The 13,465-nt window shown below is 56.8% G+C and carries 14 protein-coding genes; 9 read left to right on the forward strand and 5 right to left on the reverse strand.

Annotated features, from left to right (window positions below; genetic code table 11):
- Positions 1 to 505: 505 nt before the first annotated feature.
- Together ACTRXA_RS03665 and ACTRXA_RS03670 are read right to left on the reverse strand one after the other, a co-directional pair.
- On the reverse strand, positions 506 to 709 hold the full coding sequence (locus tag ACTRXA_RS03665) for a hypothetical protein (RefSeq protein ID WP_005008063.1): 204 nt from the start codon (positions 707 to 709) through the stop codon (positions 506 to 508).
- A 252-nt stretch (positions 710 to 961) separates the two neighbouring features.
- On the reverse strand, positions 962 to 1,813 hold the full coding sequence (locus ACTRXA_RS03670) for a flagellin N-terminal helical domain-containing protein (RefSeq protein ID WP_442425859.1): 852 nt from the start codon (positions 1,811 to 1,813) through the stop codon (positions 962 to 964).
- Positions 1,814 to 2,008: 195 nt separating this feature from the next.
- Here ACTRXA_RS03670 and ACTRXA_RS03675 point away from each other — a divergent pair, with 195 nt between their 5' ends.
- From ACTRXA_RS03675 to ACTRXA_RS03715, 9 genes are all read left to right on the forward strand, one after another.
- Positions 2,009 to 2,605, forward strand: coding sequence for a hypothetical protein (locus tag ACTRXA_RS03675; RefSeq protein ID WP_442425860.1), 597 nt, complete (start codon positions 2,009 to 2,011; stop codon positions 2,603 to 2,605).
- Positions 2,606 to 3,000: 395 nt separating this feature from the next.
- Positions 3,001 to 4,017, forward strand: coding sequence for a hypothetical protein (locus ACTRXA_RS03680; RefSeq protein WP_442425861.1), 1,017 nt, complete (start codon positions 3,001 to 3,003; stop codon positions 4,015 to 4,017).
- 24 nt (positions 4,018 to 4,041) lie between these two features.
- Positions 4,042 to 5,964 (forward strand): flagellar filament capping protein FliD, encoded by a 1,923-nt coding sequence (fliD, locus tag ACTRXA_RS03685; RefSeq protein ID WP_442425862.1) that lies wholly within the window; start codon positions 4,042 to 4,044, stop codon positions 5,962 to 5,964.
- 2 nt (positions 5,965 to 5,966) lie between these two features.
- Positions 5,967 to 6,404 carry a flagellar export chaperone FlgN gene (gene flgN, locus ACTRXA_RS03690; RefSeq protein ID WP_442425863.1) on the forward strand — a complete coding sequence of 146 codons (438 nt, stop codon included), beginning with the start codon at positions 5,967 to 5,969 and terminating at the stop codon, positions 6,402 to 6,404.
- 19 nt (positions 6,405 to 6,423) lie between these two features.
- On the forward strand, positions 6,424 to 6,924 hold the full coding sequence (locus tag ACTRXA_RS03695) for a hypothetical protein (protein WP_442425864.1): 501 nt from the start codon (positions 6,424 to 6,426) through the stop codon (positions 6,922 to 6,924).
- Between the two features lie 147 nt (positions 6,925 to 7,071).
- Positions 7,072 to 8,559 (forward strand): shikimate dehydrogenase, encoded by a 1,488-nt coding sequence (gene aroE, locus ACTRXA_RS03700; RefSeq protein ID WP_442425865.1) that lies wholly within the window; start codon positions 7,072 to 7,074, stop codon positions 8,557 to 8,559.
- 58 nt (positions 8,560 to 8,617) lie between these two features.
- A complete protein-coding gene (locus ACTRXA_RS03705) occupies positions 8,618 to 10,054 on the forward strand; it encodes a hypothetical protein (protein WP_442425866.1) in 1,437 nt (478 codons plus the stop codon).
- Positions 10,042 to 11,067, forward strand: coding sequence for a M14 family metallopeptidase (locus ACTRXA_RS03710; protein ID WP_442425867.1), 1,026 nt, complete (start codon positions 10,042 to 10,044; stop codon positions 11,065 to 11,067). Before ACTRXA_RS03705 ends, ACTRXA_RS03710 begins: the two co-directional genes overlap by 13 nt.
- Before the next feature lie 175 nt (positions 11,068 to 11,242).
- Positions 11,243 to 12,130 carry a DNA-methyltransferase gene (locus tag ACTRXA_RS03715; RefSeq protein ID WP_442425868.1) on the forward strand — a complete coding sequence of 296 codons (888 nt, stop codon included), beginning with the start codon at positions 11,243 to 11,245 and terminating at the stop codon, positions 12,128 to 12,130.
- Here ACTRXA_RS03715 and ACTRXA_RS03720 read toward each other — a convergent pair.
- The 3 genes from ACTRXA_RS03720 to ACTRXA_RS03730 form a co-directional block, all read right to left on the reverse strand.
- The gene (locus ACTRXA_RS03720) at positions 12,127 to 12,735 is read right to left on the reverse strand and encodes a hypothetical protein (RefSeq protein WP_442425869.1); all 609 of its coding nucleotides are present in this window, start codon (positions 12,733 to 12,735) and stop codon (positions 12,127 to 12,129) included. The genes ACTRXA_RS03715 and ACTRXA_RS03720 overlap by 4 nt on opposite strands.
- The gene (locus tag ACTRXA_RS03725; protein WP_442425870.1) at positions 12,732 to 12,992 is read right to left on the reverse strand and encodes a helix-turn-helix domain-containing protein; all 261 of its coding nucleotides are present in this window, start codon (positions 12,990 to 12,992) and stop codon (positions 12,732 to 12,734) included. Before ACTRXA_RS03725 ends, ACTRXA_RS03720 begins: the two co-directional genes overlap by 4 nt.
- Before the next feature lie 150 nt (positions 12,993 to 13,142).
- A complete protein-coding gene (locus ACTRXA_RS03730) occupies positions 13,143 to 13,388 on the reverse strand; it encodes a hypothetical protein (protein WP_442425871.1) in 246 nt (81 codons plus the stop codon).
- Between the last annotated feature and the right edge of the window lie 77 nt (positions 13,389 to 13,465).

Below are 13,465 nucleotides of genomic sequence, written 5' to 3' on the forward strand. Positions count from 1 at the left end.
TGGGGTAATGCCCGGTGGGCGAACGATGGCCGAAGGGTCCGTTCCAAAATGTATTCATCCAACGCGAAGACCAGCCCGGCTGAGCCGGGAAGCAATGGGGTAATGCCCGGTGGGCGAACGATGGCCGAAGGGTCCGTTCCAAAATGTATTCATCCAACGCGAAGACCAGCCCGGCTGAGCCGGGAAGCAATGGGGTAATGCCCGGTGGGCGAACGATGGCCGGAGGACCCGTTCCAAAACGTATTTATCCAACGCGAAGACCAGCCCGGCTGAGCCGGGAGGCAACGGGGTAATGCCCGGCAAGCGAACGAGGGCCGGAGGGCCCGTTCCAAACGAACCCCTTCCCACGAAAAGACTCACACCGTAAAACCCAACGGGCAATGCAGCCTGCCGTCACGCCGGGATTCCCGGCATGCCCCGAACAGAAAATCGAGTGAAGCAGAAAAGATGAAAGTGCGCGGCGGTGCGCCCGATTGCGGGCTCGCCGCAGGAGGGAAAAACCGCGTCAGCCTTCGATGCGGGCGTAGGCCAGTTCCTTGGCGATGCGGATGGCCTCTTCCACGAATTGCTTGTAGGCCCGGTCGGTGTCCTTGTGCTGGGTCTGCTTGACGATCTTCTCGCCGTTGGCGTCGATCACCAGGTCGAGCACGTTGACGCCGGGGGTGACGTGGTGTTTGCGGATTTCAATCTTGATGGTGTTGACTTCCATTGCTGGTCTCCGGAAATGAACTGAGTTTCTTTGGAATCAAGGGATTTAAGTACCATTTCAGAGGGAAGGAATCAAGCGCAAATTCCGGGCAATGCCCGGGGTGATGCGGCAGGGGATGGAAATGGCCTCGCAAATCAACATTCCCCGTAAAACACGCACTTGCAGGAAAAGTGGAACCCCTCGGAACGGGCCCTCCGGCCCTCGTTCGCTTTCCGGGCATCACCCCGTCCCGCCCCACGTCGTGGGGCCGGGTCAGGTGTTGATGTTGAGCAGGCGTCCAACCCGGTTCTCGTTGGACCGGTTCTGGATGCCAAGGGCACGGATGGACGTCTCCACCCGGGTGAGTTCCTCAGTCAATTGAGAAATGGACCGGGCGAGGTCCGTGCCCGCAATTTCCTCTTCCGCAGCAGCCAGGTTGACGATGGTGTCACGCGTCGTGGCCGCGGTGGCAGCCAGCCGGTTCGAAACCGACCCCACGTTGGCCCGGGTCTGGTTGATGGTTCCCAATGCGGTGTCGATGCTGTCGATTGCCGTGAGCGCGTTGTTCACGGTGGTGATGTCCAACCCCGCAAGGCCCAGCGTCGTGGTGTCCGTGGCCTCGACCACGTTCAGGTTGATCTGGTTTTCCGCTCCACTCCCGGAACCGACCTGAATATTGACCTGGTTGGGAGAACCCGGGGCGAGATCCCCATTCAGGATATTCTGCCCGTTGAATTCGAGGGACTGCGAGATGCGGTCGATTTCCCCCAGCACCTGTTGAAACTCCGTATTGAGAATGCCGCGCTCGGTGTCCCCCAGCGTGCCGTTGCTGGCCTGTACCGCCAGCTCCCGTCCCCGCGCGGCCAGGTCGTTGATGGTGGCGAGTCCGCCTTCGGCCACGTTGATGAAGTTGGACCCGGTCTCGATGTTCCGGCTGGCCTGGGAGAGCGCACGGATCTCCGCATTCAGCTGCTCGGACAGGCCCAGTCCCGCCGGGTCGATACCCGGGTTGACGATGCGGTTTCCCGAGGCCACCTGCGCCAGTGTGGTGCGCAGCCCGGACTGGTTGCGTTGAATCAGGGTCAACAAACGACTGGTGGTATTCGGATCGATGGAGCTGGCCATGCTCATTCTCCTTCGGGAGCCTGGGGTCAGACCCCTCAAAAATTTTTGACTTTATAATCAAAGTTAATAATATTGGGACAGGATGTCAAATCGGTCGCCCGAATGCGGCGCCTTCCGCCCCCCGGGTCATCCAACACCGCCATCTCCGGTGGCGGCGGTCTTCTTCCACTTCCAACACTCTCACCAGGTCTCCCTATGAAAATCTTTATCAACGGCAGCGAAGACAACACCTCCTACACTCAAACCAGGCTGGGCGACCTGCTGGAACATATCCAGAAAGAAACACTGAATGACGATCAGTTTCTTTTTAAAATCCGAATCAACGACCAGAGTATGGAGTTCGGCTCCAATGAATCCAAGGAAATGCTCCTGACCGAAATACAAAAGCTGGAGATCGAAACCTCGACCATGAACGACATGGTCAACGAAAACATCCATAACGCCATCGGGTACTTGGAGCGCTTGATACCCGGTCTGCAACAGGTGGCCCAGATGTTCCGCGAGGGCAAACAGCAGCAGGCCAACCAGTTGTTCATGGACGTGGTCGACGGGATCGACTGGTTTTCCCAGCTAGTGGAGCTGGTGGTGCAGGCTCGCCAACTGGACGTGAACAACACCCAGTACAGCGGCAAAACCCTGTCCGACCGCAAAGAAAAGTTACTGCAAATGACCCAGGCTGTACTGGAAGTCCATAAGAACCAGGACTGGATTCGCCTCGCCGACCTGCTGGAATACGAATTTCTGCCTTATTACGAAGACTGGCTTGAGGTCCTGCCCCAACTCAAAAATTGACATTTTCTGGCTCTCCCCCTCCCAACTCCCTGACTCTCCTATTCAACCTTCCTGTTTTCAATAAGTTAAAAAATATTCAAACTTTATTTATTTTTCCCTAAAGTCTCATGTGCGAACGCCGTTAAGGAAATAGGGTTTGTTTTGCCCGGGCTTGGTTGCCCGATGGCATACCCGGTCAATTTCATTAAAAAACAATAAGTTGTGTGAATTGACGCATCATGGGACGGTACATAAGGATTGACGGGGTGAGCCCTGGGGATTGATTTCCTTATTATTTTTTTGAAGGCATCCGGGTCGGGAAAGTTCAGTTCGCCTGTACTTCTTAACGGATTAAAAAGATAAGACTTGAGCAATTGGGATCACCGGCACCCCAAAAAGCCGGAAAGCAGGACACCATGGCAGAAATAGACAGCAATTTCCCATTCAATCGCATTGGTCTTCCCCGTCTGGGGGAGAACAACAACGATGAGGGCCCGGTCAGTCGGTTGCGCCGCGCGCAAGAGGAGCGCGAGGAGAGGAGAGAACAAGCCCTCCGTACCGGCCAGCCGACAGACCGGGTGAATCTCGCACCCCGTCCGCAGGGAGAGGTCCGCCCGGTCGAGGACGTGGTCCGGCGCGAGGCGGAAACGACGCCGATTCCCTTGCGGGACCTCGGTGTGAACCGCCGGATCATCGGCCAGGAAAACGACGAACCCGGGCTGGTTCTGGACCGGAACAATCCGGACGATCCCCAGCCGTTCAGTCCCATCGAACAGGCGATCGCGGCTGTCATCCGCCGCCCCGGCAATCTGGAGCTCAGGCCTCAGACGGGTGGGGGCCTGGCCACGGAGCCGGGCGGAGAGGGCCCTGCGGCAAGGCTTGAGCTGGCCCCCGAGCCCCTGGTGCTGGACCCGGCCCGTTTTCAACAGCAACGGGCACTGGAAGATGAACTCGAAGCACCGCAGCCTCTGGATCGGGAAACACCGCCTTCCGCCAACGCACAGCCCCGGATTCTGGAGCAGGAGGAACCGGAGACCAATATTCAGCAATTGACGGAAAACCGCGGCGCCCTGCGCTCGAATTTCCTGGAAACGGACCCGGCCCTGCGCGCCAACCGTGAACTGCGCAACCTCATCCGTGAAAGGGATGACAACGAGGACACCCCCATTGAACGGGGCAGCAACAACCTGCTGTTGAACGAGCGAGAAGCATTCGTGCCTCCGGGAGCGGTGGAGGAACCGGGCGCCGCCCCGGTGGCCCAGTCCATCGTCGCGGAACGGGCAGAGCAGGCCCGCATTGAGCGGGTGGAAGAACAGGCCGAAGCCCGGCGCATCCGCCGGCAAGAAGAGGAAGAACAACGCCCACGGCCTTTGGATCTGGATCCGGAATCCCGGGTGGCCCAGCGCGGGCTCAACATCAACCGGTTCATTTAAGCAGGACCCTGTCGAGCATCGACCATGGCACTTTTGAGCAATAACATTCTCAGCAACTTCAACCTTTCCCTGACGGGAACGTTGAATCTGCGTTCGCTCCTGTCGCCTCTGAATCTGGGCGGGACCCTGGGTGGATTGGGCCAGGTGCTTTCCGGGATCACGGACAGCATCGTCGACCAGGTGGACCTGTCCCCGGAAGCCACCGAGGGCATTCTCGGACTGGGACGCACCATCGGATCGCCTCTTCCCAATCGCGGTGCCTTGCTGGCGGGTTCCTTCAGTTTTGTCGAGCGGGGGTTCCCGGTGATCAGCGATCTGCGCGGGCCCCTGTCGGCATTGCGGGTTGCCCAGAGCGGCCGCTTTTTGACTGAGAATTTCCGGGATACGGGCCTTCCCCTACTCGATGAGTTCACCAAACGCGACTCGGTGGTGCAGTTGCAGAACGATGCCCTGGGCGACCTTCGCTCGCGGTTGGAGAAACTGCAGCGCTCGGTGGAGACCCTGCGCCAGACCGGAGCGCTCAACCTGCTGACCGGATTTTCTTCCGACCGCAACGTCGTCCAGGTAACGGCAAACGAGACAGCCCCGATATCCCGCTTTCAAGTGAATGTGGTGCAACAGGCCACCCGCGAGTTGCGGGTGTCCGACGCCCAGTCTCTCGGTGCACTGGGCTTGAGTGGCAGTTTTTCCATCAACGGCGTGGAAGTGACCGTCGCCGCCGGCGACACGCTTCTCGACATCGCCAACAAGATCAACCGCGGCGAAGACGTGAACGGAAACGGCGTGCTGGACGGTCCGGAAGACTTCAACGGCAACGGCCTGATCGATATCATAGAAATCCCGGCCACCCCGTTTTTTGAAGGCCTGTTCATCATCGAGGACGCCAACAACAACGGCGTGCTGGACCCGGCGGAAGATGCCAACGGCAACGGCATCCTGGACGGCGGCACGGCCCAGACCGGTGTCACCGCCACCTTGTCATCGGACAACCGCCTGGAGCTGACCGCGGCGGAAGGAGAACGCATCAACCTGGACGATCCCGACGGGCTCCTTCTCCAACTCGGATTCTTCACGCTCAACAGCCAGAACGTTTCCGTGCTCAAGGACAAGCAGCTGGTCACCGTCAACAACCAGGTGACGGACCTGAACCGGCTGGCGCAGGATGCGGTGATCGAAATTGGCGGAAAAGAGTTTCAAAGCGCGACCAACACGTTTGACGACATCCTGAACGGGGTCACGATCAGACTCAGGGGTACCTCCAGCCAGGCTGTTGAGGTGGGCGTGCGGGTCGATGCCAAAGGAGCGGCGGAACAGATTGAAACGCTCGTGGACCGGTTCAACGACGCAATCCAGGCATTCAACAAAATCCTGGGCGGCGACAACGTGTTTGCCCGCGACCTCGACATTCAAACCCTGCGCAACAACCTGATCAAAAATTCGCAGGGCGTGCTTGAACAGATCAATGAAAGGGATGCACGCACGCAGGAACAGGCCCGGTTCCAGAAAAACACCCGGTCCCTCGGCATCAACAGCGTCAACACCGAAAAGACCGCGTTCCAGGAAATCGGCCTCTCCAATGCGGTGCGCAACCTGAAAGACAATTCCACAGAATTGTTCAAACATGTTGGCAGCAAACTGTTCCGGGAACTGTCGGCCATCGGTATCCAGACGGAGTCGGACGATACCCTGAAAATCAATCGCCCCCAGCTGGAACGGGCGTTGAACCAGAACCCGGGAAAGGTTTTTAATATCCTGACCCGCGAAGAAGGTGGTATCCTTTCCAGAATCGAACCGATACTGGAACTGGCACTCAGCGACAACCTGGGTATCCTGAATTTCAAACAGGAGCAGATCCGGGAGCTTTCGCAAGTGCCTTCCAAGGTGGCCGAGCTGTTCCAGGAAAATGCCGGCAATGACCTGTTGCGCAACCTGATCGCGGTGGTATGACTATGACCTCCAAACTGGCACAACAGATCATGGACGGCCTCGAGTCCCAGAAAACGGGTTACAACAAGCTTCTGGAACTGGCCGGTCAGCAGAAAGAGGCCATCGATGCCGGAGACGACGAGACGTTGGTGCGGGTGATCCAGAACAAGGAACAACATCTTCGCTCGATGCAGGAACTGGAGCGGGCCCTGAAGGAAAGCGCCGACACGCTGACCGACGGGGACCGGCAGGATCTTCAGGAACGGGCCCGGCCCTTACAGAATGAGGTGCTCGGCCTGATGGAAAAACTGATCGAGCTGGAAAACACGTGTACGGAAACCCTGAAGGCGAAAGCCCTGAACACGCGGGAGGAGTTGTCGGACCTGAAAACCCGCAAAAACAACATCAAGCAGTACGGCATGTTTGGCGCCAAGGGAACGGAATTTTCCGGCGATGCCTGAATAAGGAGATCGTGGACTCATGGATTTCAGCGTAACCAGAGTATCCCGTGCGTTCCAGGTTTACCAGAGCCAGACCCGCATTGCGGATCTGAACAAGCAGAGCAACCTGAGAACCGTGCAGGGACAGGCCGACCGCGTCAGCCTGTCCACGGAAGCTCTGCGCCTGTTCGAGCAGAACCAGGTGCGCGCGTCGAACCCGTCCGAATCCACGTTCGAATCCAGGCAGGCCGCACAGCAAAACACCACCCCTTCCGCAAGCCAGGCGGCTTCGACCATTTCCGCCCAGGCCGCATCCACGCCCACGGCTCAGGCGGCTTCCGCCGCCGGCCCACAGGCGGCGATACCGATCACCCCGCCCGCCACTTCACGGCCGCAGACGGCTTCGGTCCGTGGTGGAGAACCCCCGAAAGAGAACCCGTCCGATGAGGAACTCCTCGACTTCCTGAACATCGCCAATTCTCAGGAGGAAGAAGAATTGGAGATTCCGTTTTCTTTCCGCCGGGGCAGCCGACTGGGCTGATGCCCGGCACGCCGGCGGACCCGTTCCCTGATCCAACACACTCCCAGCCAAACTCCCTTCGCTGGATTTTCCCCACGGCATCGGGCATAATCGGGGCTCGCCGCTGACGCGCACCGAATTTTTCCGCCCATCATCCAACGAGGTTTCATGATTTGCGTTCCCATCGTCGGTCCCAGCATGGACCGCGCGCTTGAAGATATCGACGCCTGCAGGAAGGTCGCCGACTTCATCGAATTCCGTCTCGACCTGATCCCCGATCACGACCTGCCGCGCCTGATTGAGGCCGCGGGCGACACGCCGTACATCGTCACCAACCGCGCCAAGATGGACGGCGGCCAGTTTCCCGGCACCGAGGAAGAACGCGTCGCCGTCATCAAACAGGCCATCGAACTGGGCGCGATGTACATCGACATCGAAACCTCCACGCCGCCGGAACTCCTGCGCTCGGTGCTGGAGAACAAGGGCAATTCCAAAGCCATCCTGTCGCACCACGATTTCACGCGCACCGACGACAAGGTCGATGCGCTCTACGAGTTGATGACGCAGATGCCCGCCGACGTGCTCAAGATCATCACCTACGCGCAGGACCTGAGCGACAACCTGCGGCTTCTGCAACTGCTCAGCCGGGCGCGCCGCGACGAGGTGAACCTGATCGCGTTCTGCATGGGCGAGAAAGGCGAGGTCAGCCGCATCCTCTCTCCCATGTACGGCGGCTGGCTGACGTTCGGTTCGCTCGACCGCGGCAAGGAAAGCGCGCCGGGACAGATCCCCGCCACCACGCTGAAACACATCTACCGCGTCAACGAGCTCAACCTGGACAGCAAGATCTTCGGCGTCATCGGCGACCCGGTGAACAAGAGCATGGGTTACCTCATCCACAACCGCGCCTTTTCGGAACTGAACCTGCCGAACGTGTACGTGCCCTTCTGGGTGAAAAGCCTGACGCGCTTCTTCAACACCTACCAGGCGTACTTCACCGGGCTCAGCGTCACCATGCCGTTCAAGGAAGACATCATGAAGCACATGGACCGCGTCGACCCGCTGGCGCAGAAGATCGGCGCGGTCAACACGGTGGTGCGCGAGGACAACGACTGGGTGGGCTACAACACGGACGTCACCGGCGCGCTGTCGGCGCTCACTGCGGTGACGGAACTCAAAGGCAAGCGGGTGCTCATCATCGGCGCGGGCGGCACGGCGAAGGCCATCGGTCACGGCGTCACCGAACAGGGCGCGGCGCTCACCCTCACCTACAACCGCAATAAAGAGAAAGCCGAGGCGCTGGCACAGGAGCTGAACGCAAATCTCATCAGCATCCGTGACATCGATTCGCACGAAGCCGACATCGTCATCAACTGCTCGCCTGCCGGCATGACGCCCAACACCAAGGACACCCCCTTCCCGGCGCGCCTGCTCAAGCCGGGCATGGTGGTGTTCGATTCGGTGTACAACCCGATGGAGACGCGCCTCATCAGGGAAGCCAGGGAAAAAGGATGCACGGTGATTCCCGGTATCGAGCTGTTCGTCAACCAGGCCATCGAGCAGTTGAAGCTGTGGACGGGACAAACGCCGCCGCGCGATCCCCTGCATGAAGTTGTGGAAACCCGCCTGCGCGAGCTGGCGGCAAAAGGCGTTTGATTCGCCACCGGATGCGTTATACTTTCTAAAGTGAAGCCGTTTTCCGGAGGCGCCGCCCATGGGCCTGGACATTCCGCATTCCCAGTTTTGCGACGCGGACTTTGAAGAGTTCAAACGACGCCTCCACCGGGAGACAGACCACCTCTCCGCCTGGTTCCGGGACGGCGCGTTCGACAACCAGCCGGGGGCCTGCGGGTTCGAGCTGGAAGCGTGGCTGGTGAACTCGCAGTTCCAGCCCGCGCCGATGAACGACGTCATCCTGCCCACCATCAACCACGGCCTCGTGGTGCCGGAACTGGCCCGCTTCAATTTCGAAATCAACAGCACGCCGCAAACCCTTTCCCCGCACATGTTCCACGACATGGACACCGAACTCGCCGCCATCTGGGAGTTGTGCGAACACCGCGCGCGGGACCACGACTGCGGCGTGATGACCATCGGCATCCTGCCCACCATCACCGACGACGCGCTGACCGTCGCCAACATGTCGGTAAACAGCCGCTACCAGGCGCTCAACGAACAGGTCCTGCGCCTGCGCAACGGACGCAGCCTCATTCTCGAAATCGACGGCAACGACCGCCTGCGCGTGGAACACGATGACGTGATGCTGGAATCGGTGACGACGTCCCTGCAGATCCACATCCAGTGCCCGCCCAAAAACGCGGCCAGGCATTACAACCTGTCACAGATACTGGCGGCGCCGATGGCCGCCGTCACGGCCAACTCGCCGTACCTGTTCGGCAAAGACCTGTGGGATGAGACGCGCATCCCGGCGTTCGAGCAGTCGATCGCCGTCGCCAGTTTCCGCGCGGCGGACGGACGCACCATCGGCCGTGCCACCTTCGGCACCGGTTACGCGCAAAGCTCCATCCTCGAACCGTTTCTCGAAAACCTGTATGCGTACCCCATCCTGCTCCCCATCCACTTCGACGACCGCGAGGAAGACCTGAGCCACCTGCGCCTGCACAACGGCACCATCTGGCGCTGGACGCGTCCGCTTGTCGGGGTGAACGCACACGGCGTGCCGCACCTGCGCATCGAACACCGCGTGCCCGCCGCCGGACCGAGCCGGCCGGACATCATCGCCCACGTCGCCTTCCTGCTTGGCCTCATGGTGCACTTCGTCAACGACGATGAAAAACTGGAAGACGGGATCCCGTTCATGCAGGCGCGCGACAATTTTTACCGCGCCGCCAAAAACGGCCTGTGCGCGGAGATCAAGTGGCCGGGCAACCGCACCGTGCGCATGCAGGAGTTGATCCTGGAACACCTCGTGCCCGCCGCACGGAAAGGACTCGAACGCGCGGGGGTGGACAAGGCGGACATCGAGCATTACATTCACGGCATCATCGCCGAGCGGGTGCGGTCGGGGCAGAACGGCGCGCGCTGGCAGAGGGACTTCGTCGCCAAGCACGGAACCGACATGGCCGCACTGACCGCCGCCTACTACCACAAACAACACTCGCACCGGCCGGTGCACACGTGGAGCGTGTGACGATGGACCTGCACCTGCTCGATGCCGTGCCGCCGGACCTGCTCACCACTCCCGTCGAAGAACTGGATACCGTCCTGCCGGGCCCGACGCTGCTGCGCCTTCCCGGCCACACCGATCCGCCGCTGTTCATCTCGACGCTCCTGCACGGCGACGAGCCGACGGGATTCCAGGCAATGCAGAAACTGCTGGCGCATTACCTCGCCGCGCCGGAGGGACTGCCGCGCAGTGTGTGGCTGTTCCTCGGCAACGTGCACGCGGCGAAGGGCAACCTGCGTCATCTCGACCAGCAACCCGACTTCAACCGCATCTGGAACGGCGGCGACCGGCCGGAGCACCGCCTTGCGGCGCGCGTGGTGGCGATGGTGCGGGAGAACGGGCTGTTCGCGTGCATCGACATCCACAACACGTCGGGCAAGAACCCGCCCTACTCCGCCATCAACAAGCTCGACCCGGCGTGGGTGTTCCTCGGCAAACTATTCAGCGACAAGCTGGTGTACTTCACCCGGCCCGACACGGTGCTGACCAAAGCCTTCGCAGAGATCTGCCCGGCGGTGACGGTGGAGTGCGGGCAGCCGGGCGACCCCAAAGGCCTTGAGCGCGTGCACGGCTTCGTCGATCAGTGCCTGAACCTCACCGCGATCGTGCCGACGGGGTACCGCACGGCGGACGAGTCCGTGTTCCACAGCATCGGGCGCATCGAGTTTCCCGACGGGTGCACGGTGGGGTTCGATCACTCAGGGGGATCGGAAGACTTCGTGTTCGTGGAGGACCTGGACAGCCTGAACTTCAAGGAACTGCCGGAGAACACGCGCATCGGCTGGCGGCACGATGAAAGCAAGCGGCTGATTGTGTATGACGAGACGGGGAAGGAAGTGGGCGACGAGTTTTTCGTGTACAAGGGGAACGAGATTCGACTGAAGCGGGCGGTGGTCCCCTCCATGCTGACCACCAGTCCCTACGCCGCCCTCGACGACTGCCTGGGCTATTTAATGCAGAGGTATGTGCTGGAGTAAAACTTCAAAATCTTTAGATACTCAAATCTCTATTTATTTCAATTTACTTTGGACAACTCAATTCATCCGACCTTTATAAAGAAAATTCCCATTAGCTTACTAAAAAAATACCTTGAAAATATCCCGTTTTGGGTTATTATGCAAACTACCCTCTAATTATTCTTTTGAATTTGAAATGGATCTGATGGGCACTTCAAAACAAAAGGGACTGATATTCCATCAGTCAAAATTTAAATATCTTGATTTATTTAAAAAAGACCCTAGCCCTTATTACTTAACTGATTTAGGAGTTCTTTTTTCAAATAACTGTTTGGATATTTTGCCACTTCTAAAGGATCAAGTAGTTGACACTATCTTTGCTGATCCTCCATTTAATTTAAATAAAAAATATGGCGCAAATTCAAATGATGATTTGTCCGATGAAGAATATTTAGATTGGTGTTACAAATGGATAGATCAATGTATTCGAACTTTAAAGCCGGGTGGATCGTTATTTCTTTATAACCTTCCTAAGTGGAATATAATATTAGGCGCATATTTAGCCAAGCAAGGCCTAAGTTTTCGACACTGGATTGCTATATCGGTTGGGAATAGCCTTCCTATTTCAGGGCGCCTTTATCCGGCTCACTATAGTCTGCTGTACTATTCCAAAGGTAAGCCTAAAACATTTAGAAAAATCAGGACACCAATTGAACTTTGCCGACATTGTGGGGGAGAGATTAGAGACTATGGTGGGCATCGCAATGCAATGAACCCCAAAGGGGTAAACTTAAAAGATGTTTGGACAGATATTCCGCCAGTTCGACATTGGAAGTTCAAGTCAAAGGCTCGCAGAGCCAATTCCCTTTCAACAAAGATCCTTGACCGAGTTGTAGAGATTAGTACTTTCCCTGGGGAAATAGTTCTTGATCCATTTGGAGGTAGTGGAACAACATTTTCTGTCTGTGAATCGAAACACCGTCACTGGATTGGTATCGAATTGGATTTCGCGGATGTCATTGTAGAACGATTAGAGGACAACTCGATTCATCATCATAAAAACGATGATTATGTAGAAGATTAAATAAGATTCCTCCCATCCGTACCTTTGGGAATTTTAGGAACATCTAGGCTTTCCCCATCCTGCTCAATGACCACTATTTCAAGAACCCCTTCCTTGCAAGAAACCGATGCCCAAAGGTCGAAATATGGCTCAAGCTCGTCAATATTCCCAATTCTGTCTGTAAGATATCTATAGAGTTTTCTTGAAGGAACTACCAAAATCCCTCCAATTGCCTTTTTCTGCAATATACCAAGACATAACTTATTTAAGGCTCGATGACTTGAAGAAATATTCCCAGTTTCCCACTCAAAACCTATAAACCCTTTTTTAGTTTCTAAAATTGCATCCATTTTCCCTGGGTTCTTTTTCCCCTCAATAGGCCATGGGAACTCAGCAATCCAACCACATTTTTCTAAAAATATGATTGCGGCATCTTTTATCGGCTTTACTCCATTTCCCTCACCCCGTTTTTTTCCTGATTGGGGATGAATTATAAAATCTTTGGAACCGGGCGGCCAAACTACGGATCGGATTGCTTTATGAACTAAATTGCGAACCTGTTTCCATTTTCTTGATTGGGGGAAGGGCCCCTTTTGGATTAAAGTATGAGTGGCAACGATCTTCATATATTATTTTTCTTTACCCGAGCCATTTTTTTTTGAATCGAGGAAAACAATTTATTGGCTTCAATTCCGATTGCTTCAGCAACCTCTAAAAACTCAATCACATCTAAACGACGCTCCCCTCGTTCATACTTTGAAACAAACGATTGCGGTTTTTTTAACTTCTTAGCAATCTGCACTTGCGTTAACCTCTTATTTTTTCTGGCATTAATTAGAAAAGTAAGAAGTTCTTCATATTCTTTTGTAAAAACGGATCTCAAGATTCATTCCCCAAAATTACAATAGAATCTTAAAACCCAAATCAGGATTATCCCAAATTGGGTTTTTACTTTTGTGACTTTTGGAGAGTTAGAGAGAGGATTGCGGATGGCTATCTTCTAGGATACGGGTATCTGGGGGGGGGGCTATGGCTACCCCCGCTTCCACTCCTTGAACTGGAGCCAGGCCTGGTCGAAGACGGCGGGGTCGTAGTGTTTTTTGGTGAGGGGTTGGTCGCCTTCCGGCGAGCGGGCGACGACGATCTGCTTGTCGCGCACGTTGCTGTTCTCCATGTAAATGGCGACGCCGTCGGCCATCACCGCGCCCGTGCCGCGCAACAGTTCCTCGCGCACTTCCTTGGGGTTGTCGATCACTTTCATTCCGTCTTTGTTGATCATCGTCTCCTGCCTGAATTTTTAAACCACAGATGAACACAGATAAACACTGACCCGGCGGAGCCGGGAAGCAACCCTCA

It is taken from the genome of Nitrospina sp. P1_D6, from assembly GCF_052156615.1.
Taxonomy (GTDB): Bacteria; Nitrospinota; Nitrospinia; order Nitrospinales; family Nitrospinaceae; genus Nitrospina.

What these genes read in the sequence shown, in the direction of transcription:
- ACTRXA_RS03665 (WP_005008063.1), bottom strand. Translation starts at nt 709, where the DNA reads ATGGAAGTCAACACCATCAAGATTGAAATCCGCAAACACCACGTCACC.
- ACTRXA_RS03705 (WP_442425866.1), top strand. Translation starts at nt 8,618, where the DNA reads ATGGGCCTGGACATTCCGCATTCCCAGTTTTGCGACGCGGACTTTGAA.
- ACTRXA_RS03675 (WP_442425860.1), top strand. Translation starts at nt 2,009, where the DNA reads ATGAAAATCTTTATCAACGGCAGCGAAGACAACACCTCCTACACTCAA.
- aroE (WP_442425865.1), top strand. Translation starts at nt 7,072, where the DNA reads ATGATTTGCGTTCCCATCGTCGGTCCCAGCATGGACCGCGCGCTTGAA.
- flgN (WP_442425863.1), top strand. Translation starts at nt 5,967, where the DNA reads ATGACCTCCAAACTGGCACAACAGATCATGGACGGCCTCGAGTCCCAG.
- ACTRXA_RS03680 (WP_442425861.1), top strand. Translation starts at nt 3,001, where the DNA reads ATGGCAGAAATAGACAGCAATTTCCCATTCAATCGCATTGGTCTTCCC.
- ACTRXA_RS03695 (WP_442425864.1), top strand. Translation starts at nt 6,424, where the DNA reads ATGGATTTCAGCGTAACCAGAGTATCCCGTGCGTTCCAGGTTTACCAG.
- ACTRXA_RS03715 (WP_442425868.1), top strand. Translation starts at nt 11,243, where the DNA reads ATGGATCTGATGGGCACTTCAAAACAAAAGGGACTGATATTCCATCAG.
- ACTRXA_RS03730 (WP_442425871.1), bottom strand. Translation starts at nt 13,388, where the DNA reads ATGATCAACAAAGACGGAATGAAAGTGATCGACAACCCCAAGGAAGTG.
- fliD (WP_442425862.1), top strand. Translation starts at nt 4,042, where the DNA reads ATGGCACTTTTGAGCAATAACATTCTCAGCAACTTCAACCTTTCCCTG.
- ACTRXA_RS03670 (WP_442425859.1), bottom strand. Translation starts at nt 1,813, where the DNA reads ATGGCCAGCTCCATCGATCCGAATACCACCAGTCGTTTGTTGACCCTG.
- ACTRXA_RS03720 (WP_442425869.1), bottom strand. Translation starts at nt 12,735, where the DNA reads ATGAAGATCGTTGCCACTCATACTTTAATCCAAAAGGGGCCCTTCCCC.